This window comes from Rhodococcus pyridinivorans (genome assembly GCF_900105195.1).
GTDB classification, from domain to species: Bacteria; Actinomycetota; Actinomycetes; order Mycobacteriales; family Mycobacteriaceae; genus Rhodococcus; species Rhodococcus pyridinivorans.
In genome coordinates, this window is the sequence record NZ_FNRX01000002.1 from 3858997 (window position 1) to 3884892 (window position 25896).

Annotated in this window: 24 protein-coding genes and 1 pseudogene; 17 read left to right on the forward strand and 8 right to left on the reverse strand. The window is 65.1% G+C overall.

Annotated features, from left to right (window positions below):
* Positions 1-52: 52 nt before the first annotated feature.
* Positions 53-1273: an MFS transporter gene (locus tag BLV31_RS18295; RefSeq protein ID WP_006552828.1), complete on the reverse strand. Its 1221-nt coding sequence runs from the start codon at positions 1271-1273 to the stop codon at positions 53-55.
* Positions 1274-1284: 11 nt separating this feature from the next.
* On the opposite strand from BLV31_RS18295, the gene BLV31_RS18300 reads away from it, so the two are divergent.
* On the forward strand, positions 1285-1950 hold the full coding sequence (locus BLV31_RS18300; protein WP_006552827.1) for a FadR/GntR family transcriptional regulator: 666 nt from the start codon (positions 1285-1287) through the stop codon (positions 1948-1950).
* A 9-nt stretch (positions 1951-1959) separates the two neighbouring features.
* Here the strand turns inward: BLV31_RS18300 and BLV31_RS18305 are convergent, their stop codons facing one another.
* Complete coding sequence (locus tag BLV31_RS18305) at positions 1960-2319, reverse strand: hypothetical protein (RefSeq protein ID WP_064061374.1); 360 nt, start codon at positions 2317-2319, stop codon at positions 1960-1962.
* An 82-nt stretch (positions 2320-2401) separates the two neighbouring features.
* On the opposite strand from BLV31_RS18305, the gene BLV31_RS18310 reads away from it, so the two are divergent.
* The 3 genes from BLV31_RS18310 to BLV31_RS18320 all read left to right on the forward strand — a co-directional run bounded on the left by BLV31_RS18310 (position 2402) and on the right by BLV31_RS18320 (position 4608).
* Positions 2402-2953 (forward strand): helix-turn-helix domain-containing protein, encoded by a 552-nt coding sequence (locus BLV31_RS18310; protein ID WP_019288188.1) that lies wholly within the window; start codon positions 2402-2404, stop codon positions 2951-2953.
* A 140-nt stretch (positions 2954-3093) separates the two neighbouring features.
* Positions 3094-3447, forward strand: a complete 354-nt coding sequence (locus BLV31_RS18315) for a hypothetical protein (protein ID WP_006552824.1) — start codon at positions 3094-3096, stop codon at positions 3445-3447.
* Between the two features lie 171 nt (positions 3448-3618).
* A complete protein-coding gene (locus BLV31_RS18320; RefSeq protein WP_064061373.1) occupies positions 3619-4608 on the forward strand; it encodes a rod shape-determining protein in 990 nt (329 codons plus the stop codon).
* 4 nt (positions 4609-4612) lie between these two features.
* Here the strand turns inward: BLV31_RS18320 and BLV31_RS18325 are convergent, their stop codons facing one another.
* The 3 genes from BLV31_RS18325 to BLV31_RS18335 all read right to left on the reverse strand — a co-directional run bounded on the left by BLV31_RS18325 (position 4613) and on the right by BLV31_RS18335 (position 9603).
* Positions 4613-7441, reverse strand: coding sequence for an FtsW/RodA/SpoVE family cell cycle protein (locus BLV31_RS18325; protein WP_064061372.1), 2829 nt, complete (start codon positions 7439-7441; stop codon positions 4613-4615).
* Positions 7428-8528 carry a hypothetical protein gene (locus BLV31_RS18330; protein ID WP_064061371.1) on the reverse strand — a complete coding sequence of 367 codons (1101 nt, stop codon included), beginning with the start codon at positions 8526-8528 and terminating at the stop codon, positions 7428-7430. The genes BLV31_RS18325 and BLV31_RS18330 overlap by 14 nt, the downstream gene beginning before the upstream one ends.
* Positions 8529-8865: 337 nt before the next feature.
* The gene (locus BLV31_RS18335) at positions 8866-9603 is read right to left on the reverse strand and encodes a hypothetical protein (protein WP_064061389.1); all 738 of its coding nucleotides are present in this window, start codon (positions 9601-9603) and stop codon (positions 8866-8868) included.
* Between the two features lie 109 nt (positions 9604-9712).
* On the opposite strand from BLV31_RS18335, the gene BLV31_RS18340 reads away from it, so the two are divergent.
* Positions 9713-11257 (forward strand): HD domain-containing phosphohydrolase, encoded by a 1545-nt coding sequence (locus BLV31_RS18340; protein ID WP_064061370.1) that lies wholly within the window; start codon positions 9713-9715, stop codon positions 11255-11257.
* A gap of 209 nt (positions 11258-11466) precedes the next feature.
* Here the strand turns inward: BLV31_RS18340 and BLV31_RS18345 are convergent, their stop codons facing one another.
* Positions 11467-11832 (reverse strand): VOC family protein, encoded by a 366-nt coding sequence (locus tag BLV31_RS18345; RefSeq protein ID WP_064061388.1) that lies wholly within the window; start codon positions 11830-11832, stop codon positions 11467-11469.
* A gap of 586 nt (positions 11833-12418) precedes the next feature.
* Between BLV31_RS18345 and BLV31_RS25560 the strand changes: the two genes are divergently transcribed.
* The 6 genes from BLV31_RS25560 to BLV31_RS18370 all read left to right on the forward strand — a co-directional run bounded on the left by BLV31_RS25560 (position 12419) and on the right by BLV31_RS18370 (position 16979).
* Positions 12419-12790 carry a hypothetical protein gene (locus BLV31_RS25560; RefSeq protein ID WP_248846273.1) on the forward strand — a complete coding sequence of 124 codons (372 nt, stop codon included), beginning with the start codon at positions 12419-12421 and terminating at the stop codon, positions 12788-12790.
* A complete protein-coding gene (locus BLV31_RS25565) occupies positions 12787-13524 on the forward strand; it encodes a DNA/RNA non-specific endonuclease (RefSeq protein ID WP_248846272.1) in 738 nt (245 codons plus the stop codon). Before BLV31_RS25560 ends, BLV31_RS25565 begins: the two co-directional genes overlap by 4 nt.
* Before the next feature lie 362 nt (positions 13525-13886).
* Entirely contained in the window at positions 13887-14447 is a 561-nt protein-coding gene (locus BLV31_RS18355; RefSeq protein ID WP_072740569.1) for a DUF8017 domain-containing protein, read from the forward strand.
* A gap of 344 nt (positions 14448-14791) precedes the next feature.
* The gene (locus tag BLV31_RS25075) at positions 14792-15427 is read left to right on the forward strand and encodes a DUF8017 domain-containing protein (RefSeq protein ID WP_254707560.1); all 636 of its coding nucleotides are present in this window, start codon (positions 14792-14794) and stop codon (positions 15425-15427) included.
* Positions 15391-16605: a hypothetical protein gene (locus tag BLV31_RS18365; protein ID WP_064061369.1), complete on the forward strand. Its 1215-nt coding sequence runs from the start codon at positions 15391-15393 to the stop codon at positions 16603-16605. Before BLV31_RS25075 ends, BLV31_RS18365 begins: the two co-directional genes overlap by 37 nt.
* Positions 16602-16979 carry a hypothetical protein gene (locus BLV31_RS18370; RefSeq protein WP_064061368.1) on the forward strand — a complete coding sequence of 126 codons (378 nt, stop codon included), beginning with the start codon at positions 16602-16604 and terminating at the stop codon, positions 16977-16979. The genes BLV31_RS18365 and BLV31_RS18370 overlap by 4 nt, the downstream gene beginning before the upstream one ends.
* 159 nt (positions 16980-17138) lie before the next feature.
* Here the strand turns inward: BLV31_RS18370 and BLV31_RS24755 are convergent, their stop codons facing one another.
* Positions 17139-17393: a hypothetical protein gene (locus BLV31_RS24755; protein WP_139192969.1), complete on the reverse strand. Its 255-nt coding sequence runs from the start codon at positions 17391-17393 to the stop codon at positions 17139-17141.
* Between the two features lie 188 nt (positions 17394-17581).
* Between BLV31_RS24755 and BLV31_RS18375 the strand changes: the two are divergent.
* The 5 genes and pseudogenes from BLV31_RS18375 (at position 17582) to BLV31_RS18395 (ending at position 24632) form a co-directional block, all read left to right on the forward strand.
* Positions 17582-18980, forward strand: a pseudogene (locus tag BLV31_RS18375) (IS1380 family transposase).
* 628 nt (positions 18981-19608) lie between these two features.
* Complete coding sequence (locus BLV31_RS18380; RefSeq protein ID WP_064061367.1) at positions 19609-20646, forward strand: DUF8808 domain-containing protein; 1038 nt, start codon at positions 19609-19611, stop codon at positions 20644-20646.
* Positions 20647-20772: 126 nt separating this feature from the next.
* Positions 20773-22644 carry a DUF2075 domain-containing protein gene (locus BLV31_RS18385; protein ID WP_064061366.1) on the forward strand — a complete coding sequence of 624 codons (1872 nt, stop codon included), beginning with the start codon at positions 20773-20775 and terminating at the stop codon, positions 22642-22644.
* 96 nt (positions 22645-22740) lie between these two features.
* Complete coding sequence (locus BLV31_RS18390; RefSeq protein WP_064061365.1) at positions 22741-23634, forward strand: HNH endonuclease signature motif containing protein; 894 nt, start codon at positions 22741-22743, stop codon at positions 23632-23634.
* A 227-nt stretch (positions 23635-23861) separates the two neighbouring features.
* Positions 23862-24632, forward strand: a complete 771-nt coding sequence (locus tag BLV31_RS18395) for a helix-turn-helix domain-containing protein (protein ID WP_081263472.1) — start codon at positions 23862-23864, stop codon at positions 24630-24632.
* Between the two features lie 13 nt (positions 24633-24645).
* Here the strand turns inward: BLV31_RS18395 and BLV31_RS18400 are convergent, their stop codons facing one another.
* Positions 24646-25134, reverse strand: coding sequence for a DUF2510 domain-containing protein (locus BLV31_RS18400; RefSeq protein WP_072740571.1), 489 nt, complete (start codon positions 25132-25134; stop codon positions 24646-24648).
* A 315-nt stretch (positions 25135-25449) separates the two neighbouring features.
* Here BLV31_RS18400 and BLV31_RS18405 point away from each other — a divergent pair, with 315 nt between their 5' ends.
* Positions 25450-25797, forward strand: coding sequence for a hypothetical protein (locus tag BLV31_RS18405; protein ID WP_039584756.1), 348 nt, complete (start codon positions 25450-25452; stop codon positions 25795-25797).
* Positions 25798-25896 lie beyond the last annotated feature (99 nt).

The window sequence follows — 25896 nt, forward strand, 5'->3', positions numbered from 1 at the left end:
TCCAGTAGAGCAGCCATACGACTTGGGTGGGTTCGTCCCCGCTGAGCGGTGTCTAACCCACCGAGATCGGGCGGGTGTTCCAGCTGTCCTCGACCACCCGCGGCTTGCAGGCCTGATAGGCGCCGGCCACCAGTACCGCGACGGCGACCGTCATGAAGGCGAACGAGGCCGCCCAGCCCGAGGTGAGGTCGTGGAAGACACCGAACAGCAGCGGGCCCAGGCACGCCACGGTGTAGCCGACACCCTGGGTGAATCCCGACAGGGCTGCGGATCCGGCGTGGCTGCGGGAGCGCAGATTGATGAGGGTCAGGGCCATCGGGAACGTGCTCGGCCCGAGTCCGAGCAGCACGATCCACAGGATCGGTGCGCTCATCGGCGCGATCCACAGGCCTGCGAAGGCGACGAGGAAGCACGACGCGCACGCCACGACCACGGGGAACGGATTCGTCATCCGCGCGCACAGCGACGGAGCGCCGAATGCGGAGACCAGTCCGAGCAGGGCGAACAGCCCCACCATCGCGCCTCCGAAAGCGGGGCTGGCACCGGCGTCGGCGAGGATGTCCGGGATCCACGTGAACATCGAATAGGTGACGAGCGACGTCATGCCGAACATGCCGACCATCCCCCAACCCACCGGCGACCGCCAGACCCTGCCGTCGACGTTCCGGTCGACGGGAGCCACTTCTCCGGCATCGGCATTCCGATGCCGCAGCAGCACCCACACCCACGGAACGGCCGCAGCGAATCCGACGAGCGCCCACACTCCGAGCGAGACGCGCCAGCCGAAGGCGTCGGCGAGAGGAACCGCGACGAAGGCGGGCACGATGGTGCTCAGCTGCACGCCGACGATGTACACCGAGCTGACGAGTGCCAGCGTGTCGGAGAAGTAGCGCTTGACCAGAGGAGGGATGACGACGTTGCCGATGCCCATCCCACCGAGCGCGAGCCCCGACAGGAGCAGCAGCGACCAGGTATCGGTCATGAGCGCGCGGGTCGCCATGCCCACGCCGGCCATGAGCATGGCGATCAGCGCGGTGCGTTCGAGTCCCCATCGTCGGCCGAGCGCCGGGGTGGCGAGGCCGAAGGCCGCGAACATCGCGGTCGGGATCATGCCGAAGACACCGACGACCGTGGACGAGAAGCCGATCTCCTCACTGATCTGCGCGGCGAGCGGGCTGAACGAGGTGACCGCAACTCTCAGCACGAGGGCCGACATCGCGATCGCACAGAACACCAGCAGCCGGCCACGCAGAAGACTCACACCGGAAATCATAGGATGATGGGATGACTTCGGGAAAACCTGTTCAGCGAACGAACCTGATCGAGCAGGTCACCGAGCAGTTGCGCAGTGAGATCTGCAGCGGTCGCTGGAAGGTCGGTGAGAAGATCCCCACCGAACCGCACCTGTGCGAGTTCACCGGCACCGGCCGCAACACCGTCCGTGAAGCCGTGCAGGCCCTCGTCCACACCGGCATGCTCGAACGTCGCCAGGGCTCGGGCACCTACGTCCTCGCGACCTCCGACGTCACCGGCACCCTCGGCAAGTATTTCGCCACGGCTCACGAACGCGACGTGCTCGAACTGCGGCAGGCCCTCGACGTCACCGCCGCCGTCCTGGCCGCGCGCCGGCGCACCCCCGACGACGTGGCCCGGCTCGAACAGTTGCTCGCCGAGCGCAACCGATTGTTCGCCGGATCCGACATCGACGCCGCGGTGGCCGCCGACGTCGCCCTGCACCGCGGCATCGTCGAGGCCAGCCACAACGCGGTGTACCTCGAGTTCTACGACTCGCTGCTTCCGTCGATCCGCCGCACCATCGACCGGCACGTCCGCGTCACGGGCCTGGGTTTCGAACCCGAACACACCACCTTGGTCGCCGCCGTCATCGCCGGCGACGAGGACGCCACCGTGGAGGCGGCGCAGGGGCTCTTCGCGGAACTCACCGACTGACGCCGCCGCTCATCGAACCCCGGCCGAACGCAGGCCGTCCGCGAGGGTGTACGCCTCCGCAGAGCTCAGGAGAAGTTCGTCGAACTCGACGCCCGGGCCGCCCAGCGCGACGCGCAGCACCGGATGGCCTCGCTTCATGACGACCAGGCGTTTGAGGCCGCGCGGGTGCCGGAAGGTGCCCACCTTCAAGAAGCCGGAGATCACCATGCCCGATCTGATGCCGAGGATCTCGGACGTCCATCCCGGAAGGACCTCCACGCCGGTGATCGCCGAGATCGGCACCTCCATCGCGGTTCGGCGGACCATGAAGGCTTCCCACCGAGAGAAGGACAGGTGGAGGGTTGCGTTGTCGTATGTCGCTTGGGCCATGACGTCGGACCTTCCGTCGACGGTAAACTAACTACAGCACTGAGAACATTATCACGGTGATAACAATGATGGGTAGGTACCGATGGCGAAGACGTCCCCGATCGCGGAAGTCGTGCTGCACCCGGTTCGACTGCGGATCGTGCAGCAACTCGGAGGACGGCAGCTGACCACGAGCGAACTCCGGTCGGCACTCCCCGACGTCACCCAAGCCACGCTCTACCGGCACGTCGCAGCATTGATCGACGCCGAGATCGTCACCGTCGTCGACGAACGTCGCGTGCGCGGAACCGTCGAACGCACCCTCGCGCTCGGCGACCGCATGGCACACGTCGGCCACGACGACCTCGCCGCGATGAGCGACGCCGAACTGCGCAATGCCTTCGTCACCTTCCTGGGTGCGCTCGGCGAGAGCTTCGACAAGTTCATCGGGGACGACGACCGGAGCCTGCGGGACTATCTGGGTTTCGGGACCACCCCGCTCTACGTCACGACCGACGATCTCGCGGATATCCAGAGCAGGCTCGCCGACATCCTCGCCCCGTATCGCACGGATACCGGTGACGACCGGATGCGCATCACCCTGACGACCGCGGTGATACCGGTTCCTCCTGGCACCGCGTCCGAAGAGGGGTAGGGCTCGGCAGAGGAACAGACCTCAGCGGAACTCGTCGACGTGCGCGTCGGCCCACTGCGCGAAGATCGTCGTGGGCCGGCCGAAGTCGAACCGATGTCGGACGGTTACGCCTTCCCGTACCGTGTCTGCGGGAGGTAGACATGACAGTTGCCGGTACGTTGTTCCGTCTCGCAGGCCCCTTCAACTCCATGGTCATGGCAGCCGCCGGTCTACCCGTCATCGGTAACCGGATCCGCAGCTATGTCGCACCGATCAGGTACACGGGTCGAAAATCCGGCAGGACGATCACGTTGCCGATCAGTTACCGACGTTCGGGCGACTCCGTGATGATCGGCGTCGCGATGCCCGACGAGAAGTCCTGGTGGCGCAACTTTCTCGGCGCCGGTGCTCCCATGAGCATCCAACTCGACGACGAGGAACGCACCGGCCACGCCGTCGCGACACGCGACGAACGCGGTCGCGTCGAGGTTGTGCTGCAACTCGATCCCGCCTGATCCGGTCATCCGAGACGAGCGGGGCACTCAGCGGCACAACGCGGCATATCATTCCGGTGAACAACGCGCGTAACAGAATTCGGCGGCGGTAATCTGAGCGGTACACGACATCATCACGATGCCGTTGGACACCATCCGGAAAATTTCGCTGGGATCCCCTCGGAGGCCGACGTGCGTGGATTCGGTATCGATCTCGGAACAGCCAACACCGTAGTCGGAACGCCCGACGAGGGCATAGTGCTCAACGAACCGTCGCTGATGATGGTGCGGACGAAGGAACCGCGCCGAGCGCTCGCGATCGGCAAGGAGGCGAGCGACCTCGTCGACCGCACACCCGGTGGGATCACTCCCGTCCACCCGATACGCGACGGGGTGATCGTGGATCTCGACACGGCACGGACATTCGTCACGGCCGTGCTCGCCCAGCTCGCGCCCCGACGTCGCTACGGCATCCGGCCCGTGGGCGTCATCGCAGCTCCCGCCGGGGCCACGCCGCTCGAGCGTCGTGCGCTGCTCGAGGTGGGGCACGAGGCCGGTCTGCGGAAGGTCGGGTTGATTCCCGAGCCGGTCGCCGGTGCCATCGGGTGCGGGATCGACCCGCTCGAGCCCCGAACCCATCTCGTCGTCGACATCGGCGGCGGCACTGCGGAAGTCACCGCTCTCTGCTACGGCGGTGTCCTGTCGCACCGCAGTTGCCGCATCGCCGGGGACGACCTGACGAGCGCGATCCTCCGGTATCTCCGCGCCGAACACCAGATCATCGTCGGCGAACTCACTGCCGAGCGCGCCAAGGTGGGTGCGCCCGAGACCGCCGACGAACGGTCGCTCGTGGTGGAAGGTCGCGACGCCGCGACCGGCCGCGCGCGTCTGGTGACACTCGAGACCGAAGAGATCATGGATGCGGTCCGGCCCACCACGACGAGCATCGTGCAGACGCTGTCGAGCTGCCTGGACGACCTGCCGCCGCGCGCGATCAGCGACGTGATGGCCGAAGGCATCCTGGCGATCGGCGGCGGATCGATGCTGCGCGGCGTGCCGCAACTGCTCGAGGAGGCCTTCGGCCTGCCGGTGAAGACCGCCGAGCGTCCGCTCACCTGCGTCGCCGAGGGCGCGACCTCGTGCATCGAGCACGCCGACGTGATCGCCGCCTACGCCGCCTGACCTGTCAGGGATTCGGCGTCCGGAGCTGCGCGAGGTAACGCTCGAGCAGACCTTTGACGACCGGTCCCGAGGTGGCCGATCCGAAACCGCCACCGCGCACCAGCGCTGTCACCACGACCTCCGGCGACTCGGCGGGCACGACCGCGGAGAACCAGGCGTTGAGTCCCTTGCCCGGTGCCGAGGGATCCTCTGCCGTGCCGGTCTTGGCGGCGGCCGTGACCGGCAGGCTCGCGAGCTGACCAGCAGTGCCGGCCGAGGCCGACGCCCGCATGCCGGCGCGCACCGGTTCGAGTTTGTCGGCGAACGACAACGGCCGAGGTTGCTCGGTGGGAATCGGGACCGCGTCGCCGGGTCCGTAGGCGGCAGCGAGCTTCGGGGTCACCATCTGACCCGACGCGATACCCGCCGTCCACCGCGCGACCTGGATCGGCGTGGCCGTGACGGTGCCTTGGCCGATACCCATGAGCAGGGTCGAACCCGGATACCAGGCACCTCCGATGCTCTCGACGTTGTCCGGGGTACCGAGGAAGCCTGCGGACTCGGCCGGCAGATCGATCCCCGAGGGGGCACCCGCGCCGAGCTCGGAAGCGATCTGCGCGATGCGGTAGGGACCGAGAAGGTCGGCCAGTTGGTAGAAGTAGACGTTGTCGGACCACTGGATCGCCCCGAGCAGGTTGTTCGGGCCCATCGGCTGCCAATTGGCGAAGGTGTGACCGCCGTAGGTGTAGGCCGCGCCGCCCGCCAGGAAGGCATCCGGGGACAGCACGTCGAACGCCGCGTTCGTCGACGCTGTGACGATCTTGAACGTCGACCCCGGTGGCGCTGCCGTCTGCACCGCATGGTTGAGCATGCGGCCCGGACCCGATGCCGCGGTCTGCGCCGCGATCGCGGCGAGGTCGGCCGGGGGTCCGTAGACGTTGTTGTCGTAGCCGGGAACGCTGGCCAGCGCCAGCACCGCGCCGGTGCGGGCGTCCATCACGACCGCGGCGCCGAGGTCGCCTCCGCTGGTGCGCACCGTCTGGGCGAGCGCGTCGGTCGCGGCCCGCTGCATGCCGACATCGAGATGCAACCGCAGGTCGTGGCCGCGGATCGGATCCACCCGCTCCCCCGTGCCCACCGGACGTCCTGACGGATCGACGTACACGCACTGCTTGCCGTCGACGCCGCGCAGCAACGCGTCGTACTGCCGCTCGAGCCCGGCCTTGCCGACCCGTGATCCGAGCGCGAGGGTCGGCCAGAGTTCCATGTCCTGCTCGTCCGCGATCCCGACGTATCCGAGGAGCGGCGCCAGCATCTCCCCGTGCGGGTACTGTCTGCGGCCCGTCGGGTAGACGAGCACCCACGGCAGCCGAGCGTCCACGATCGCCCGGGCCTGTTCGGGCCCGACACGTCCGAGCACGACCTGGATCTCCCCGCTGGTACTGCTCCGCAGTTCCTCGTCGAGCTTCTCCAGTGGCATGCCGAGGAGCGCCGCGAGTTCGTAGCGCGCCGACGGGGCACCTTCGGCGAACATCCGGGCGACCACCGCGACGGTGTACTCGGCGACGTTGGTCGCGACGGGAACGCCGGTCCGGTCGAGGATCTGACCACGCTCGGCGGGCAAACGGATGCAGCGGAGCATCTGCGTGTCGCTCGTCGCGCGGAACTCGGTGCCGTGCGCGGTCTGCATCTGCCACGCGAAGACCGACATCGCGGCGAGCGAGGCCGTCAGCGTCAGCGCACCCACCGACACTCCGCGCGGCAGACGGCGCTTCTTTGGTTCGGCCACCCACAGCGGCCGGGTCACGCCGTCGCGGCGCACCGCGAGCACCAAGCCGATCGAGACGAACCCGATGATCGAGGCGGTGCCTCCGTAGCTGAAGATCGGGATCGGCATGCCGGTGTGCGGCAACAGCGACAGGCTCTGGGCCACCGACACCACGGTATGTAGCCCGAACACACCGCCGATACCCGCTGCGACGAGTGCCGCCTCCCGGGTGCGTGCGACGCGGGCGGCGACCACGGAACGCCACACGATGATCACGACGGCCGCCACCACAGCGATGCCGGCGACCAGGCCCCACCCGTACACGAGACTCGCGAAGGCGAGGTCGTGTTCCGATTCGGGGAGGTACTGGGCCCGCAGGTCGTAGTCCGGTTCGCGCCCGAGACCCCACCACCCCGCACTGCCGATCGCGATGTCCGCCTGCCATGCGGCCCAACCCGATCCCTGCGGGTCGGCGTCGTTCGACAGGAAGACGTGGATCCGCTCGAGCTGGTACGGACGCAGGAACAGCACGGCCATCGGCAGCGAGGCGAGCCCGAGCGCGAACAGCGGGAACAGCGACCGCAGCGGGACTCTCGCCAGGATCAGCATGAGCAGCACGGTCGCCACGAGCACCACGGCGGTCGAAAGGTCGGGTTGCAGCGCCACCAGGGCGATCGGCACCGCCGACACGATCAGGACACCGACGAACCTGCCGAGCGTGTACCCGCCGGCCAGTATCGCGGCGGGAACCATGACCAGCGCGAGCTTGGCGATCTCGGAGGGCTGCAGGGTGAACACGCCGAGATCCAGCCAGCGTTGAGCGCCCTTGGTCGCAATACCCACCAGCGGCACCGCCGCGAGCAGGACCACCGACGCGGTGAACAGCGCCCACCCGAAACGCCCCAGGGCGGCGATCCGCATCCGCGAGGTCGCCCACATCGCACCGAGCCCCACGGCCGCGAGCGCGGCGTGACGCACTGCGAGCGACGACATGCCCGTCGAGATCATGTTGAGCATGCCGAGAGCCACCAGGGCGACGGCCGCCGTGACGAGCCAGGGATCGGATGGGTGCCTATCCGCCGTCACGAGAGCCCCCGGGCACGCAGGCGGCATTCTCGGTGGGAACGTACACCGGCTCGGACGCGGCCTCTGCAGGAACGGTGGTGACCGCGGCGACGGCGAGCGCCGACCCGGGTGGCAGGTCGACGCTTCCGATGCCGTAGGCCTCCGGGCTTCCCGCCGGCACCGGCAGGGTGATCGCCCGGCCCGGCAGTGTCACGCCCGTACATCGGTCGTAGACGGTCAGATTCCATGTGACCGCACCGATATTCGCCGCAGGGTCGAGCCCGACGTCGACGCGGACGGTGCACGATCGTCCCGGCTCGCACGGACCGTTCGCGAAGCTCGCGGCGACCTGCGTGATCGGTCCGGCGTTCGCGGGAAGACCGGTGTCGACGGGACCCGGCACGCCCGCCTCTGGTGCCGCTTCGGGCACCGGCGGCGGTGGTGAGACCGGATCGATCCGGTCGTCCATCGACGAGTCCACCGGGTCGAGAAGGGTGTGCCAGCCCCGATTCAGCTCCGACCACGCTGCGGGAGCTACCCACGCCAGCCCGACGAGCGCGATGATCGCGACCAGCGCGATGACCGTCCGGCGTCGCGGCAGCCGTCGCTTCTTGCGATGCCACACCGTCCCGGCCGGCGGGCGACGTCGATTCGGGACGAAGGTCCTCTCTTCCGTCACGCGCGGCACGTCTGCCCGTTCCGCCGTACCGTCCACCGGACGAGCATGCCCCTTCACCACCGAGACGAGCGCGGCGATCTGCGATCGTTTCCTTCCTACCTCGGTTTCGTCGAATTCGGTTGCGGCAGCATAACGAACGCGTCTCGCCAGGACGACGAAATCCGTCGACTCGGCGATCGCCGCGTCCACTCTCTCCTCGAGCGCTTCGTTGCGGCAGTTCGTCACGATTCGGCGAAGAAGTCCGGCCGTCGCGTCGCGCACCTCGTCCCAGGAGCCCGCGTTCTTGACGCAGTCGATGGTGAGCTGACCGTTCTCGGACACCATCACGGCGTCGCCTCGGAGGCGGATCGGATGGTGGCCCCGGGTGTGCGCGAGTTCGAGTTGATCGACCGTATCGGTAACGAGCAGCGCGGCCTGCGCAGGCGTCAAAGTCGCTACGGCAAGCAGTCTTCCGAGTTCTACGCCGCCCCCTGCGTCGTCGTCCGTCCGTGTGGGCGGGACGGATCGAACCTCGACGGGCTCGTAGTCTCTCGCATGGATTCCCAAGACTGCTTCGATCATCGCGCATCCCGAAAACGCCAGGCCTCCCGCAAGTGTCAGCCAGACCGGAGCGGGCGGGTGAATTGACCTTGAATTGCCTTTCCCACTTGACGACTCGTTACCGAAATCCATTGTGTGTCATTTGCGCAAGAGTTGCCTCGACTTTCGAACGAAACCTTGCGGCACTTCTGCCCCAGAGGCTGTTACCGCCGGGAACACCCACCTATCACTCGCCGTCCGCATACACCGTGTCGGGACGTGCCGGGTGGTGGCGCCGGGCGTCGAACGGTTCGAGCCAGACCTGCACCGTCGCGAACAGGCCGCGCTGCGGGAGCCGGAAGTCGCCGAAGCGGTCCTGGTGAGTCAGTGGACCTTCCGGTCCGAGATCCACTCCACCGACGACGGCACGCTCGGTGTGCGCGACCCACAGTTGCCGCGGGTTGGCCCGGAACCACTGCCCGTTCGGCAGGTGCCCACCGAGCCGCATCCGGCCGGCGCCGAGCACCGGCCCGGCGGCGCGACCCATCGCGGCCAGCACCGTCGGGCTGTGCCAGAGGGCGTCGGGCATCAGACTGCCCGCTGCGTTCATGACGGTGGTCGCCGGCGAGGTGGTCATCCGGAGATCCCACTCCAGTTCGGTACCGACGGTCACGTGCAGGTCCGTGGGGTCGGTCCACTCGGCGCGCACGTCGGTGTGCTCGGTGCGGCTCAGCGCGCGACCGAGATAGCGCGGGCAGCTCAGTTCGGCCGGGACGTCGCTGTACACCGTCCATGCGCCGTCCGGGTCGCGGTGCCACACGGACGTGAAGCCGGCGCCGATGCTGTTGGTCGGGAATCTGCGCAGCGCGAGATAGTGGCCGCTCGCGAACGGCGCGCCGATCACGGCGTAGCCGGCGAAACGCTCTCCGGAAACCCGGGGCAGTTCGCAGGACTGCTGGGCGGCTGCCTGCGGGGTGATGGTCATGTCGTCCTCCTCGATTGCGGGTACTTCGATCCTGTGCCCGCCGCCTCCGCACGTCATGAGGCCGCTGCCTCATCTTTCGGACCGGGCATCGTGCGAGGACACTGAGTCCATGACGTCCACGGGTGACGGTCCGCGACGGGCGGAGCTGGTCGCCGCGCTGTCCCTCGCGATCGATCTGGGTCTCGGTCAGCCGATGGAGCACATGCTGCGCTCGGCGGTGATCGCCACGCGCATCGCCGACCGGATGGAGCTGAGCGCCGACCAGAGGGACGTCGTCTTCTACGCGAACCTGGTGGCCTGGATCGGATGTCACGCGGACTCCCACGAACTGGCACGGATGTTCGGCGACGACATCGCGTTCCGCGCCGACACCTATGCATTGGACATGACGGGACTCCCCTTCTTCCGCATGCTGATGGGGCACAGCGGGCGGGGACTGCCGTACGCGGAGCGTTTCCTCCACGCCACGGCCTTCCTGTTCACCGCGCGCCGGCAGGTGTCCGATCTCATCCGGTCCCACTGCGGGTCCGCGAGTGTTCTCTCCGATCGCGTCGGGCTTGACCCTCGGGTGAGCGCGATGCTGACCTTCACCTTCGAGCGCTGGGACGGTGCGGGGCTACCTTCTGGCGTTCGCGGTGACGAGATTCCTGTCGAGATGCAGATCGTGCAGTTGGCCGACGTCGCCGAGGTGTACGTCCGTCTCGGTGGGTCCGCGCAGGCGGTCGCTGTCGCTCGTGCGCGAAGCGGAACCCAGTTCGGCCCGCGCGTGGCGCAGGTGTTCGTCGACGACGTCGACGCCATCACGGCGGGTGTGCTCGAACAGGACGCGTGGTCTACGGCGCTCGCGCAGGCATCCGATCACGACTACACCCTGAGCAGACCCGAGCTGGACGAGATGCTGCGTGCGATGGCGGATTTCGTCGACCTCAAATGTCCTTACCTGTTGGGACATTCGAGACGCGTGGCGGATCTGGCGGCGGCCGCGGGCCGGCATCGCGGACTTCCGGTCGCGGAGGTCGAACTCCTCTACCGCGCGGGTCTCGTGCACGGACTGGGACGGATGGGTGTGCCCAATCAGATCTGGGAGAAGGTCGGCCCGCTCACCACCGCGGAATGGGAACGGGTCCGCTTGTATCCGTATCTGACCGGACGGATCCTCAGCCGCGTCGCAGGGCTCGAACCCGTCGTCGCCGTCGCGGTGACGCACCGCGAGCGACTCGACGGTTCCGGATATCCCGGCGGGCTCCGGGCTGCCGACCTGAGCGTGACCGCGCGAATCCTCGCCGCCGCGGAGACCTATCAGCGGCTACGAGAAGCTAGACCGCACCGTAGAGCACTGACGGCCGAGGCCGCGGCGGCCAGGATGTGCCGCGACGCGCAGGCCGGCCTGTTCGACACGGAAGCGGTCGAGGCCGTGCTGCTCGCGGCGGGGCATCCGACGAAGCGACGCGCCCCCTGGCCTGCGGGACTGACGGGTCGCGAGGTGGAGATCCTCAGACTCGTCGCTCTGGGTTATTCGAACCGGCAGATCGCCGACGAGCTGGGCATCGCGCACAAGACGACCCGCAATCACGTCGAGCACGTGTACACCAAGCTCGACGTCCACAACCGCACGCAGGCAGGACTCGCCGCCATCGACCTCGGCCTGAGCTGATTAATGTGGATCTGCCCCCGCTTTCCGGGGTCGAACCCACACAAATCAGTGTCCGCACCAGACGATGCGCCAGATGTATGCCGACGTACTACAGGACTGGGTACTTCCTCGCCTCCGCACGCGACGGCGCGACGAGCCGGAAGATCTGGTGTTCTCGACCGTCATACACGCCGTCGAGAACACCGGATCGGAACGGCGTCCTCGTCCCCCTACCGCGTGTCGTCGGAGTGGCTGACGACGTTGACGACCGTGCCGTCCGGTGCACGGACGAAGAACCGCCGCACTCCCCACGGTTCCATCGTCAGCGGATACACGATCTCGAACCCGCGACGCTGCGCCTCCTCGTAGGCGGCTTCCACCTCGTCGCCGACGTGGACGGAGATCGCCGAGTCCACGGGAGCCGATTCGTCACCGCTGACCAACTGGACGACGGCACGACCGTCGGGAGTGGTGAACCGCGCGACCCATCCGAGGTTCATCTCTTCGACGCTCAGCCCCAGATAGTCTGCGTAGAAGCTCCGCGCTTCCCCGATGTCCGGGACGTTGATGTTCGTGGTGATGCCGGTCGGACGCATGCGGTCGCTCCTTCGACGATCCTCGGTGGATTCGACCCGTTCAGCGGGGTTCATTCCACAAAAATCGAGTGATGGGTCATCTCGAATTCGAGTACACCACTACCCGCGCTTCGGAGTCCCGAGAATGAGTACGCAACCCGGACAGTGGCGGCTGTTGGACGAAGCCGAGGCCGCTGCACTCTCCCTGTCCGACGAATCGCACACCCCGCCCCGAGAAGGACGAACTCACCGTCGCTGTGCGAAAGTTCTTCCGCAACAAGGGCGCCGACTACCTCGATGATCCGAACGTCTCGTCTGTCGGCGTCGGATACAAGCATGTGGACGGCAAACCCACCGGCGGGCTCGCCGTGCAGTTCACAGTGAATGAGAAGGTATCGGAGCCCGAAGCTCTCGAAGCACTGGGGCCTCCCCGCTTCCCGAGAGCATCACCGTGAACGGTGTGAAGGTCCCGACCGATGTGATCGAGCGGTCGTACGAACCCGCATTCCATCGCGCCCCGGAAGCAGCGACGCCGCCCCGGAAGACGCGACGACAACCGGATAGGACGACTCGTGCGGTCGCACCTGGGCCGGCCGGGGACTGTGCCGTGGCGACGGTCAAGGATCGGCAGTTCGATCCGGAGATCTGCGGGCTCGGCACGAAGTCCATCGGTGCGTTCGAGATCGGACCCGCTCCGAAGCACCCGGCAGCCGACGGTGAGATCAGCAGCGGCGGCGACTCGGGAGCGGCGTGGATGTTCCGATCCGGAACCGGTGCGGCAACGATCACCGTCCTGGCCGGGCTGCATTTCGCCGGCGAAGCGAACGGCAGCTCCGACGAGCACGCGCTGGCGTGCCTGCCGCAATCCGTCTTCGAGAAGCTGGGTGTGACCCTCACCCCGCCGGCCCGGAAGAGGCGGTCGCGAACGTCGGTTACGACCCGAACTTCCTGTCGACGCCCGTCCCGCTTCCCGAAGTGAAGCCCGACATCGCGAAGGCGAACGACGGCTCCGAGGTCCTGCACTACACGCACTTCTCGCTGGCGATGCGCAAGTCGCGTCGGTTCGCGGCATGGGTGGCGTGGAACATCGACGGCGGTTCGAGGAAGAAGCTCAGCCGAAAGAACATCGACTTCGTCAAGGATCCACGTCTGGCGGCGGACGTCCAGGTCGGCAACGAACTGTACCGAGCGAACCGACTCGATCGCGGGCACCTCGCACGACGCGCCGACCTGCTGTGGGGCAGCACGAGCGAAGCAACGAAGGCGAACAGAGACTCGTTCTTCTACACCAACATCACCCCGCAGATGGACGACTTCAACCAGAGCGCCCGCGACGGCGTCTGGGGCAAGCTCGAGGACGCGGTCTTCGCAGATGTGGAGGTCGACGACCTGAAGGTGTCGGCGTTCGGCGGCCCCGTGTTCGCGGACGACGACCGCGATTTCAGGAGGGTGAAGATCCCCCGCGAGTTCTGGAAGGTGCTCGTGTTCATGGAGAACGGCGAGCTCGAGGCCCGAGGCTTCCTACTGAGACAGAACCTCGACCAGCTCGAGGTGCTCGACCTCGACGAGTTCCGGGTCTTCCAGGTTCCGCTGGCCGAGATCGAACAACGCGCCCGGCTGCGGTTCCCGCAGGCGTTGCGAGATGCGGATCTGCAGGTCGCGGCGGAGACGATCGCCGAGCCACTGGATTCGGTGGCCGCCATCCACTGGTGACGTCTCGCATAGGCGCGGGAGCGGTTGCGTCCCTTTAACTCTCGCGCGCTGAACCGAGGCTCGCCTCGCGTGTAGCGCGAGCGAACCTCGGTTCAGCGCGTCAAGTTGCGCCTGTTACAGTCTCCGCGCCGGTCCCGAGGGGGTCGAGATCAAGTCGAAGGGGGCACGTGAAATCTTTTCTGCTGCGCAGGGTGCTGCCGATAGTCGGCGGGATAACGGCGCTGCTGCTACTTCCTCGGGTGTCCTCGTTTCTCGGTCCCGAAGTCCCGTCCGTATCTACCTTGGTGCCGACCACCGTCGCGGCATCGGACCCTTCCACACCGCAGACCACGCGACCTCCCCTTCCGGAGGGTTCTCCCTCCATGTTGTTTCCCCCACCGAAGATCGACGTCGAGCCAGGGCAACCGCAACCGATCGACACCAGATACGGCCTCACCTATGAGATTCCGGCGGACTGGAAGAACGACCACGGCGCTAGCTCCGGATGGTCCGGTGAGGAAGGTCATGCCGTCTACGGCAGCGTCGGTTCGTTCGGCTACGGGTCCTGTCCCGAAAAGGACGGAGGCTGGCTGGCGATGTCCGGCGTGGCGGGCTCGCGAGGTATCGACCTCGAAACCGTAGCTACCGAGAGGATCCGAGACGTCGAGTGGATCTTCGACGACAACGCGGGCACGCGGCCGACAGTCGAGTACGCCGCCCCCGTATGGTTCGAGATCGCTGACCGCCCCGCCGTTCGAATTTCCACCCGTATCACTGATATTCCACAGGTCAGCGGTTGCGAACCCGACGCCGCCCGGTTCGACATCGTTGCCACCCCGGGCTATGCGACGGCGCAGACCATGGTGTTGATGGTGCAGGTCAACGAAGGCGCGTACGACGTCGACGTCGCCGACGACATCATCGCAACGCTCCGACCGTCTTGATCGACTTTTGGACTCATTGACACCGCAGCACTGTGCAGATCCCAGTCGATGGAGCTCTCGTCGAGTGCACTCGACGAGACGAACCGCGGCACCTGTTACAGTCTCCGCGCTGATCTCGAGGGGGTCGAGATCCAGTCGGGAGGGGGCACGTGAAGTCGTTTCTGTTGCGCACCGTACTGCCTATTGCAGGAGGGATAGCAGCAATCCTGCTGCTACCGCGGGTGTCCTCGATTGTCGGCCCTGACGTCCCCTCGGTTCCGACCTTGGTGCCGACTACCTCCGCGCCATCGGCACCGGTGGGTCCACGAACCTCTCCCCCGCCATTGCCGGAGGGGTTCCCCTCGATGCTGCGCCCACCGCCTCAGATGACCGCCGCTCCAGGTGCGCCGCAACCGATCGGCACGAGATACGGTCTTACATACGATATTCCGGCGGACTGGACCAACGACTACCGTTCTATCGCCGGATGGTCCAACGAGAACGACAAGGCCAGTTATGGAGCTGTCGGGTTCTTCGGTTACGGTTATTGCCCGGAGGAAGACGGGGGCTGGCTTGCGATCTCCGGCGCGGCAGGTTCGCGGGACCTGGACCTCGAATCGGTAGCGCAACAAGAGGTCCGCGCCGTCGAGTGGATTTTCGACGACAATGCCGGAACATTGCCGACGGTCGAGTACACCGGCCCCGTATGGTTCGAAGTCGCAGGGCGGCCCGCGGTCCGCGTCTCAGCCCTCGTTACCGATATCCCGCGAATCAGTTCGTGCGAACCAGGCTCGGCCCGCTTCGACGTCGTGGCGACGCCAGGTTACGCCACCGCAGAAACCATGGTGTTGATGGTCGAAGTCCACCAGGATATCGATGGCGCGTACGAGGGCGGGGTTGCAGACGACATCATTTCGACGCTTCGACCCACCAAACGAAGCGCATCAAGAAGACAGAAAGTGTCATGGGCGAAACATTCAAGGCAGCTCCCGAAGAAGTAGCCGGAGCCGCTGTGTTATTCGATGACATTGCCGACGACGCCTCGGCCTCCACCGACTACATACGTGCGGAATGCAGTGTTCAGCAAGGATTGGGCGCAGGTGTACTTGCACTATTGAGCGCCCCTCTGGCAGCGACCGCGGACTTCATGTCTTCCCGGTACGGCGGCTTGGCGGCGGTTACTCGGTCGACCGGTGTGGAGCTCAACCGAGTTGCGTGGATGTACGCAGACCAAGAGGCCCAAACATATGACGCTCTCAACGCGAACATATTGTTCGAAGAGCTGATCGACGCCCACTACGACCCGTACACCCCAGCGCCCGGCCCCGCAGCTCCGTTCCTCGACCCGGTGACTTACCGGAAGGCAGAGGAAGTAGACCTTCCGCTGTCCGAAGTAGGAGCCGAGGATGTTCGGCAAGTCATCGCGGACGCAGCAGGTTGGCTCGGAGATGTAGACGACGCGATTCACGCTGCAACGGGATGGAGTCCGCTCCTGCAGTTCGTGGAGCCATTGACGGGAAACTGGAACGAACTGAAGCGTATCGGCGACGCATACCGCATCGCAGCCGAAGGTATGGAGACGTGCGGTTCCAACGTCCGCGCCGGCTATGAACAACTCGATCCGCATTGGGACGGCGCCGCGGCTCAAAGCTTCACCGAACACGCCGAACGCCAGGCAGCAGCTATGGAGTGGGAAGGCTCGGTAGGCCGAGTAGCGAAAGAGATGTGTTTCTTCACCTCCGACAAGGTCAGACAGGCGGCTATCAGCGGGGTTCAGCGACTCGCCACGATGCTGGAAGCGGAAGTCTCACTCGAGAACACCACCCAGGCATTGAAGTTCGCCGTCAAGAAGATCCCCTGGATCGGCACGTACATCCAGGTGAACGCCATTGTCGAGATCATCAGACAAGCGGCTTCGCAGATCGATGATCTCGTCGATAGCGTGCGGGAGATCGTCGAGGCGCTCGAAGGATTCCTTGCGGCGATGGCATCTCCGTCCGGCTATCTCAACGAGAAGTTCGAAGAGAAGCTTGCACCGATAACCGACGCCTACACCGACACCAAGACGAAAGCCGAACTCGCCATGGACATCGCCCGCGTGGCCGATGCAGGCGATACGTACAACGCCCCCAAATCCGGCTATGCCGTCGGCGACGATCCCTGGGCGGATGCCGTATGAGGGACGTCCCGCTCCACCTGGAAGCAGCCGTCCGCAGGATCCAGGACGCCGGACAGGCCATCGACACCCGCCGCATCCGCGCCGACCAGGTGAGCAACGGTGACTGGGATACGCGCATCGACGTCGACGAAGCACTGATGAGCCGGCTCGCCGAAACCGACGCCGCATCCGACGCGCTCCGAGCCTTCGCGGCCCGCGTCGACGCAGGCACAGCCGAATGGCGCGACATCGAACGGATCCTTCGCACTCTCCCACCGGAAGTGATCGAACTGAAAGCATCGAAGCATTACCGCTGGTGTTGGGATCATCAGCCACCTGTCGCAACTCCGGTCGAGGACGAGCCAGGGCCGTACAGAATTCCCTGGCAGCGATGATCGACCATCACGTCCATTCGTTGTAGAGCTATCCCTGCGGACGTGGATTGCGAGCTGGTGCAGCTCCTCCTGATTTGGGTGGTTCCACCCCCGGATAGCGGGGCTGGAACACCCAAGTCGTTGTCGCGTCGGCATCGACGGCCAGGATCTCGCGCAGCGTCAGATCGTGGTGGCCGCCAACTCAGTGCGTAGGCGATCGAGCTGCTCTGGTGTCACGGCCGTCGCGAATCGCTTTTTCTTGCCGCCACTCGACGGATGGTCGAGATAGACGAACGCTCGCGGACGGCCGTCGTGAACGAACTCGGCGTATCGGTGCTCTCCGTCGAGACCCAGGTGGAACAATTGTGAAACCTCCCGAGCTGCATGCACGCCGATGACAGCAAAGACGCGAGCTTCTGACGCAGCCGACACCACCTGCGGGAGGTACTTTGTCGCACATGTGTGACGCGCCTCGGCAACACCGATCTCATTCCTGCCCTTACCCTGATTCCACCGAAAGACCGACTGCGTAGCAGCGTGTCGAACTGAAGAAAGTGCCCCCTGAACTGGGAAGATTGGAGTTCTCACAGAACAAATCCACCAGTTCACGAAAGGCACTTCCGGTGAAAGTGCCCCACAAGTTCATCGACGGCTCCGCGATGTTCGACGAGGACAACCTCGTCTCGTGCGCCGGCCTGGTCCCGATCATGACCCTGGCCGAGCACACCCGCCTGCCGGACCTGCTCTCAGAGAAGATCTCGATCACCACCACCAAGGTCGCCTCCGGAGCGGCGAACCCGGCACCGAAACTGCTCACCCTGATCGCCGGGATGTGCGCAGGCGCCGACAGCATCGACGATATCGACCTGCTGCGCTCGGGCGGCATGACACACCTGTTCGCAGGTGTCTATGCACCCTCGACTGTGGGAACACTGCTACGCGAGTTCAGCTTCGGTCATGCCCGTCAGCTCGAATCCGTGCTCCGCGAACACCTGATCGCACTCACCGCCCGAGTCGAGATCCTGCCCGGTTTGGCCAAGCAGGCGTTCCTCGACATCGACTCGCTGCTGCGCCCGGTCTACGACCGCGCCAAACAAGGCGCGAGCTACGGACACACGAAAATCGCCGGCAAACAGATCCTGCGCAAAGGCCTGTCCCCGCTGGCCACCACCATCAGCACAGCCGACTCCACACCGATCATCACCGGCATGCGACTACGCGCCGGGAAAGCCGGATCCGGTAAAGGTGCAGGTCGGATGGTCACCCAGGCCATCGTCACCGCCCGGGCAGCGGGCGCGGCCGGTGCCATCACGGCCTGCGGTGATTCCGCCTACGGCACCCGTTCGGTCATCTCGGCGTGCCTGCGCGCGAAAGTGTGCTTCTCGCTGGTCCTGGACAAGAACACCGCGGTCCGGTGCGCGATCGACTCCATCGCCGACGAGGCGTGGACCCCGGTGAAGTACCCCGGAGCGGTCCGCGACCCGGACACCGGAGCGTGGATCTGAAGATGCCGAGGTCGCCGAAACCACCTACACCGCTTTTGCTTCCACCACGACTCCGGTTACCGCCCGGTTGATCGTGCGCCGCGTCAAAGACGCCCGCTACCCCGACGCGTTGTTCCCGGTGTGGCGGCATCATCCGTTCTTCACCAACACCACTACCTCGGCCACCGACGCCGATGTCACCCATCGCCGGCACGCGATCATCGAAACCGTCTTCGCCGACCTCATCGACGGACCCCTGGCGCACATGCCATCGGGGCGCTTCGGGGCGAACTCCGCGTGGGTGCTCTGCGCGGCGATCGCCCACAACCTGCTGCGCGCCACCGGCCTTCTTGCAGGTGGTGGGCATGTTCGCGCCCGTGGGGCGACGCTACGGCGCAAGATCGTCGATATCCCGGCCCGATTGTGTCGACCGCAACGAGAACCGATCTCGCGGCTACCCACGCACTGGCCCTGGTCGGACGCATGGCTTCGATTGTGGACCAATACCATCGGCCACAGCCCGCCAGCTATCGCCTGAACACCGACCGACCCGCCGAGACGGCACGACCGGAACCGCACCGTGGAAAAGCTCGGCAAACCAGCGGTCACCGCATGTCCGCAACTGCCCATACATCCACTCGCCCGGCCGGAATGGGCTTCGGCATCACGTCAGTGGATTCAGGCTAAGAATCTCGACGCAGTCATTTGCGGCAACGACGGTCGGGTGTACACGACGTAGTGGAAGGGGTCGTAGCCCAGAAGGCCCGGGATCCTGTCTCCAGGCCGCGTGCGCCCCCACAACTCTCGCGCGCTGACCCGAGGCTTGCCCCGCGTGTAGCGTGAGCAAACCCGGGTTCGGCGCGCGAGGAAGCCCATTGCAATCCCCTATCGTCCACATATCAAATTCGGGTTCGAGTTCGATCATTGCCGGTCGCTCGTCGTCCCTGTCTCCATTCGGATCCGCCCCCATACAGTGGCCAACGCCACGATGCTGCTCGCCCATGCTTGAGCCGAGCAATAGATCGCTCTCACGTCGCAGGACATCTTCGATGAACGATTCGGATTGACAGAAGAACCGCATCGACCGAACGCTCTCACCGCACGACCTTCGGTTCAGAATTCGTAGCGCGAAAGCCTCAGGCTCGAGCGGCGGATATTGTGCCGGGATGAGCTTTGCGGCACTTGACCCCCTCGACGTCGCCGGCCGTGTCGTGCAACTGGTCGAGGCCGGCCGCCGCAATTCGACGTACAAGCTCGCGACCGTCATGGCGCTCGTCGACATCTGCGTCGAGAACACCGCTGCTCCCGACGGGAGTCTCACTGTTCCGATCGACGAGATCACTCATCGGGTCATCGGCTATTACTGGAATCAGGTCCGGTCGTTCCACCGCCACGGACGGCTTACTCAGGTCAGGCGCGGACGTTCGATCCCTGATCGAATCGCAGAAGCCAGAGACGTCCTGATACTCGACGGGCTTCGCACCGCGGAGGTAGCTCGCGAGTCCGCCCATCCGGTCTATCGACGACTCGTTCGCTCCGTACGGCTGACGATCGCGCAACAGCCACTTACGCACCTGCAGAGCGTTCCTCACAGCGCTACCCGCGACGAGTTCATGTACGACGCGGCGGGCTTCCACAAGAAGATGACCATGAGCGACGTCGACCGAATCGCCGTCATCGTGCTGCGACCAGGAGTTCCCGAAGGCTTACGACGGACATCCGTACTGCTCAGGACCTTCGTGCGCTCCGTGTGGGCGCACGACGTCATCGACCTCAATCGCGCCGAACTCGACGCCGAGGACATCGACGGGTTTCTCTTCGGCACCGACCGCACAGCACTGCGTGCTCTCGTCGACCCACTCCGTGACCTGCAGTCAGGTCGTTGCTTCTACTGCGACGGCCGTCTGCAATCCGATGTCCACATCGATCACGTTGTGCCTTGGTCGATGATCCCCATCGACGGTGTTGCCAACCTGGTGGCAACCGACGCACGATGCAACCTCGACAAGTCGGCGAGCATCCCGGTGCAGGACCACGTGACACGAGCCCTGGAACGACAATCCTTGTCCGAGATTTCCAGCCTTACCCGCATCCCGGTCCTGCACAAGCGGACGGCGTCGGCTGCTCACGGCGTGTATGCGGCCTTGCCTGCCGGCTCGTTGCTGTGGAGATCGTCCGGGACGTACCAACCGCACGCGCCCTGAACGACCCGCGGCCGCTCTCACCGATATAGTTCTGTCCTGCGGCCCGACGGACTTCCGCTGCGATGAGCAGCCACGGACATGCCCCCACCCGCACGAGTGGATTCGTGCTGCCTTGGGGACCTGACTGTGACGCTGCTTCGTACTACCGCCCGCCGGATCGTCGACCTCGATCGTCCTGAATCACTCGCGGAGCAGTTGTTGGAGCAAATGCTGTTCCGCACGGGACGACGTGCCGGGGAAGCCGAGCAGAGGTCCTGGACACGGAGCCTGCCTGTTCTCGCTCGCGATCTCGTCGACGCCGGTCTCCACGACGTCGAGATGCTGCTCGAATATCACTTGCCGTTGACGTCCCAGCGAGCCGACGTCGTCCTGGCGGGGACGCATCCACAGACCGGCGCGGCTTCGTACGTGGTCGTCGAACTGAAGCAATGGTCGGCAGCGCGCCGATATGAGGACAACCCCGAACTTGTCGAGGTATCCGGGATGCCTGGAGGACCGAAGCTGCATCCTGCCGCGCAGGTGAAGGGTTACTGCGACTACCTCGCGGACTTCGCCCGTACGGTGTCCGATCAACCGGACGCTCTTGCAGGCATCGCCTATCTGCACAATGCGACCGATCCGGGAGCCGTTGCCGATCTGCGTTCCTATCCGATGAGCGTCACCGGGCGCATGTTCACCGCTGGCGAGCGCGGGGACATGATCGAATTTCTCCGGAGTCGCCTCGCACCCACGCCCGGCTACGCCGCCGCCGACGCTCTGATGAAGTCCGCAATCGCACCGTCGCAGCAACTGCTCAAAGTTGCCGCTGCAGAAGTACGCGACCGGCCACAGTTTCATCTGCTCGGCAATCAACAACTCGCCGTCGACCTCGTGCTTCACGAGGTGGAGCAGTCTCGCGCCGCCGATCGAAAGCGCGTCATCATCGTCACCGGTGGTCCCGGTAGCGGCAAGAGCGTCGTGGCGTTATCGCTACTCGGTGAGCTCGCCCGGCGCGGCCGAACCGTGCTGCATGCGACAGGGTCCCGATCGTTCACACAAACCCTGCGGAAGGTTGCGGGGCACCGCGCGCCGCGCGTGCAGAAGATGTTCAAGTACTTCAACCAGTTCATGACGGCGGATCGCAACGGACTGGACGTCCTCATCCTCGACGAGGCGCACCGCATCCGTGAGACCTCCGTCGACCGGTACACACGAGCCGAACTCCGCACAGACCGGCCGCAGGTCGACGAACTCATCGCGGCCGCGCGCGTCCCTGTTTTCCTTCTCGACGAGCACCAGGTTGTACGCCCCGGGGAGATGGGATCCTATGCCCAGATCGAACATTACGCAGCCTCACTGGGTCTCGAGACACAGCACATCCACCTGGGAGACCAATTCCGCTGCGGAGGCAGCGAAGAGTACTTGCTGTGGGTGAAGCGGCTACTCGACCTCGAAGACGGAGGGCCGTTCGAGTGGAGAGGCGATCCCCAGTTCACCGTTCGCGTTGCCGACAGCCCCGAAGAGATGGAGCACCTTCTCTCCCAGCAGAGGGATCTCGGATATTCGGCGCGGATGACGGCCGGTTACTGCTGGCCGTGGAGCAACGCAGACAAGAACGGGAATCTGGTGCCCGACGTTCGGATCGGTAGTTGGGCACGCCCGTGGAATAGCAAGAGCGACCGCAGAATCGGTGACGCTCCCCCATCTGCACTCTGGGCCACTGAGGACGGCGGGTTCGGGCAGGTCGGTTGCGTCTACACGGCCCAGGGTTTCGAATACGACTGGAACGGAGTCATCCTCGGACCCGATCTGGTCTGGCGTAACGGACGATTCACGACGATTCGCGAGGCGAACCGCGATCCCGATTTCAAGAACCGCACACGAATTTCCGACGTGCGCTTCGACCGGTTGGTCCGCAATGTCTACAAGGTGCTGCTTACCCGCGGAATGATCGGCACCGTCATCTACTCGACCGATGCCGAAACGCGAGATGCGCTCCGTCAACTGATCTCCGACTGACCCTCACGACGACTACCGAACACCGAGCACGGCCCGACGGGCTTCCGCAGCAGGACATGCCCCCACCCGATGCGAACCTGAGAAGGCGCATGGGCAATGACCAGCTGGATCGTAAAGATCAACGAGAAGACACCACAGCACTGGGATTACGCACGAGACGACGGCTTCTGGGACGTCCGTAGCCCGTCGTACTTCAGGAAGATTGTGCCCGGTGACGACATCTACTTCTGGATCACGGGTCAGGGCAATGGGTTTGTTGCACGTGCACGAGCGACTTCCGGTCTATACGAAATCACCCCGAGCTCGCAACCCGCGCACTGGAGCGACGTTCAAACCGGCGGCTACACACACCGATTCGAGTTCGAAACAATCAGTGAGGACGTAGTTTCATCGCCCACCTGGGCACAGCTACAGAAGCTACTCGGCAAAAATCTCGCGGCGCAGGCCGGAGCCAACCAGGTGTCCGACCCGTCTGCCGAAAGTCGCCTACGCTCACTGTTCGGCACCGAAGCCGATCTCGCTTTCGCCCACTTCCCCGTCGTCGACGTCGAGTTACCCAAGAGCCTCCCGACGTACGAGAAGGGCGACGACGTCCGTAAGCGCGCACAACGAGCCATCGCGGTGCGATACGGCCAGCCGAAGTTCCGGCGCGCACTGCTGTCCGCGTACGAACGCCGCTGTGCTGTTACGGGGTGCGACGTCGAAGCGGTATTGGAAGCAGCTCATATCGACCGCTACTTCGGCGAGCACAGCAACCATGTGACCAATGGTCTGCTCCTTCGCGCCGACCTCCACACCTTGTTCGATCTGCAGCTGTGGACAGTGCGCAGCGACCTCACCGTCGAAGTGGCTCCCCAGCTCGAGAGCAGCGAGTACCCAGCATTCGCCGGCAAGCGGATTCGAATACCGAAAAGCTCCGCTCATCGCCCGGACGCTGCGGCGCTCGGTCGGCATCGAGAAGCGTGCGACTGGGTCCGATCGTCTTCATAACTCTGGCAGAAGAGCATTATGGCGACCGACTCGGCCGTGCCGCAGATTGGCGTGTGCATGTAACCCGTTGCGCTGAAGCCTCTTCGAAGATTTTCCTTGCGCATACGGTAGAACGAGTGCCAAGATCTCAAGATCGTCACCGATCCGCGTGACGTCACAAGTGAAGAAGGCCCGCCAGGAGCGGCAACTCCCGACGGGCCGGATGTCCGACTATCGAGGAGTCGAACGTGGGCCAGAATACCCTGGCTGGCGGCGTGCGTCGTGGACCGCGCCTGGCCAGCAACTTCACCATTCTCAGCAATGCCGTCATCAACGACGAGCGCCTCTCCTTCCGGGCTCGGGGCGTACTCATCTGGATGCTGTCCAAACCGGATGACTGGCGTACCCGGTCCGACTCGATCGCCGGCCAGTCGCCGAAGGACGGTCGCGATGCCATCCGCTCCGCTCTCCGGGAGCTCGCCGAACTCGGTTACCTGATCCGCGAGAAGATCCAGAACGAGCGCGGTCAGTGGATCACCATTCAGACGATCTACGAGGAGCCACATGTCCAGCCGGGGCCTGAAAAACCGACCCGCGGCAACGCGGACGTCGGAGAGCCAGGCGGTCTTTTAAGTACTGATTCACCAAGGACCGAAACCAACCGCACGTCGCGACTCTCGAACGCATCGCACAGTCCTCAGGTCGCACGATTGGCGGCGGCATGTAAGCAATCCGGGCTGACAGCGACATTCGCGTACCTCAGGCTGGATGCCGTAGCCGCGATCGAAGCGTTGATCGCGACGCACGGCGTCCCGACGCTGGTGGCAGCAGCGAAGGCAGCGCATCGCCCCAGTGATCCGATGCGATACGCGCACGCATGGCTGCCGATGTGGCAGGGATTGTCTATTCCACGGATTCGACCGGTGAAGTGCGGTGAGTGTGACGAGTACGGGTGGCTACCGGACGACGCGCACGGCAGGGCGGTGAGGTGTCCTTGCCGAACTCCTCAGGCAGCGTGAGGACCGACAGCGGCTACTCGCACTGGTTCATTTCGTCGAGATTCTCGGCCTCACTGATGCAATCGCTGTAGTCCTGTAGGTCGGTCCCGATTTGGTCGAGATCGCTCCCGAGCTGGTCGACGGCGGTGAAGAACATGACGATGCCAACGATTCCGAAGATCACAGCAAGAGCACTGAGGATGGTACCCGAAATTGCGGTCTTCTTGTTCGTCGCCTTGTTCTTACGGCAACGGCTGATACCCGCCAGACCCAGAGCGAGCCCGATGATGCCGAGAATGAAGCCGATGAACCCGGTGATCGGCATCAGGCAGAACAGGAGACCAACGATCCCCAGAATCAGCGAGGCCAGACCCATCCCATTCCTCTCCGGATTGACGGGAGCCGGTGCTCCGAATCCCGGCCCCGTCATGGGACGAGTCTGCTCTGTCCACTGATTTCCGTCCCACCACCGCTCGACGCCCGGGCTATTGCCGTCCGCGTACCATCCCGCTTGCGTGCTCATCACTTGTCCATTCTCGACTGGGATTTGTTGGACTAATCGGCATGCAAGCGAGCACTGTTACCGGGTCCGCCCAGCGGCGGGTCGCAGTAAGAGTGCACCGCCGGTGCCTGCTGTAGTGGAGCTCATCAAGGGACCGACCGAGTTGGCGCACCGCACCGCGTTGCCACTGCCCCAGAGTTCACGGTATAGGCCGGGCCGGCAAGAGATCGATTCTGTGGAGACCAGCGTGCTCACCGACGACGTCGAGGGCCCCATATACTGCTACTCGGCGGACGGTCGTAGAAGGTCACCCGCATCGCCTGGAAGCGACGGCACGTGTTCGTCGAGCCAACCCATATCCAAGACCACGCCAAGTGGGATCCCCTGCCCGACGGTGCATCGTTCGAGATCGCGCGCGACATTCGCGATATCCTGCTGGGTGCAATACCCTCCGGAGTCACGTTGACGCGGCGAGCCGTAGCGGCGTTTGACGGTCAGCGGGTGCACCGCTCCGACCAAGTCACCGACGGCGCGTTGGTCATCATGCGCGACGATCGGAACGACCGGCGCTGGTGGACGTGGGCCGGCTCGAAGGCCAGCCGCACCTCGCGGCGTGGACCCTGGGCTTGGTTCCGCCGCGACAACGGATCGGGCCTGGATGGCTGCGCTTGCACGTCGACCTGACGGTCGCTGATATCCGTGACGGACTGCCCGCGTTACGCACCCGAGTTCGAAGCTGCTCTCTGCGATGGATGCCGGCGCACTGCGGGTTTGAATTTCTCG

Excerpts from the sequence above, each read along its gene's own strand:
- BLV31_RS18310 (WP_019288188.1), top strand. The coding sequence starts at position 2,402 with ATGGCGAAGACGTCCCCGATCGCGGAAGTCGTGCTGCACCCGGTTCGA.
- BLV31_RS18300 (WP_006552827.1), top strand. The coding sequence starts at position 1,285 with ATGACTTCGGGAAAACCTGTTCAGCGAACGAACCTGATCGAGCAGGTC.
- BLV31_RS18305 (WP_064061374.1), bottom strand. The coding sequence starts at position 2,319 with ATGGCCCAAGCGACATACGACAACGCAACCCTCCACCTGTCCTTCTCT.
- BLV31_RS18315 (WP_006552824.1), top strand. The coding sequence starts at position 3,094 with ATGACAGTTGCCGGTACGTTGTTCCGTCTCGCAGGCCCCTTCAACTCC.
- BLV31_RS18380 (WP_064061367.1), top strand. The coding sequence starts at position 19,609 with ATGAGCTTTGCGGCACTTGACCCCCTCGACGTCGCCGGCCGTGTCGTG.
- BLV31_RS18390 (WP_064061365.1), top strand. The coding sequence starts at position 22,741 with ATGACCAGCTGGATCGTAAAGATCAACGAGAAGACACCACAGCACTGG.
- BLV31_RS18355 (WP_072740569.1), top strand. The coding sequence starts at position 13,887 with ATGTTGTTTCCCCCACCGAAGATCGACGTCGAGCCAGGGCAACCGCAA.
- BLV31_RS18295 (WP_006552828.1), bottom strand. The coding sequence starts at position 1,273 with ATGATTTCCGGTGTGAGTCTTCTGCGTGGCCGGCTGCTGGTGTTCTGT.
- BLV31_RS18365 (WP_064061369.1), top strand. The coding sequence starts at position 15,391 with ATGGGCGAAACATTCAAGGCAGCTCCCGAAGAAGTAGCCGGAGCCGCT.
- BLV31_RS18400 (WP_072740571.1), bottom strand. The coding sequence starts at position 25,134 with ATGAGCACGCAAGCGGGATGGTACGCGGACGGCAATAGCCCGGGCGTC.
- BLV31_RS25075 (WP_254707560.1), top strand. The coding sequence starts at position 14,792 with ATGCTGCGCCCACCGCCTCAGATGACCGCCGCTCCAGGTGCGCCGCAA.
- BLV31_RS18345 (WP_064061388.1), bottom strand. The coding sequence starts at position 11,832 with ATGCGTCCGACCGGCATCACCACGAACATCAACGTCCCGGACATCGGG.
- BLV31_RS18335 (WP_064061389.1), bottom strand. The coding sequence starts at position 9,603 with ATGACCATCACCCCGCAGGCAGCCGCCCAGCAGTCCTGCGAACTGCCC.
- BLV31_RS18340 (WP_064061370.1), top strand. The coding sequence starts at position 9,713 with ATGACGTCCACGGGTGACGGTCCGCGACGGGCGGAGCTGGTCGCCGCG.
- BLV31_RS18370 (WP_064061368.1), top strand. The coding sequence starts at position 16,602 with ATGAGGGACGTCCCGCTCCACCTGGAAGCAGCCGTCCGCAGGATCCAG.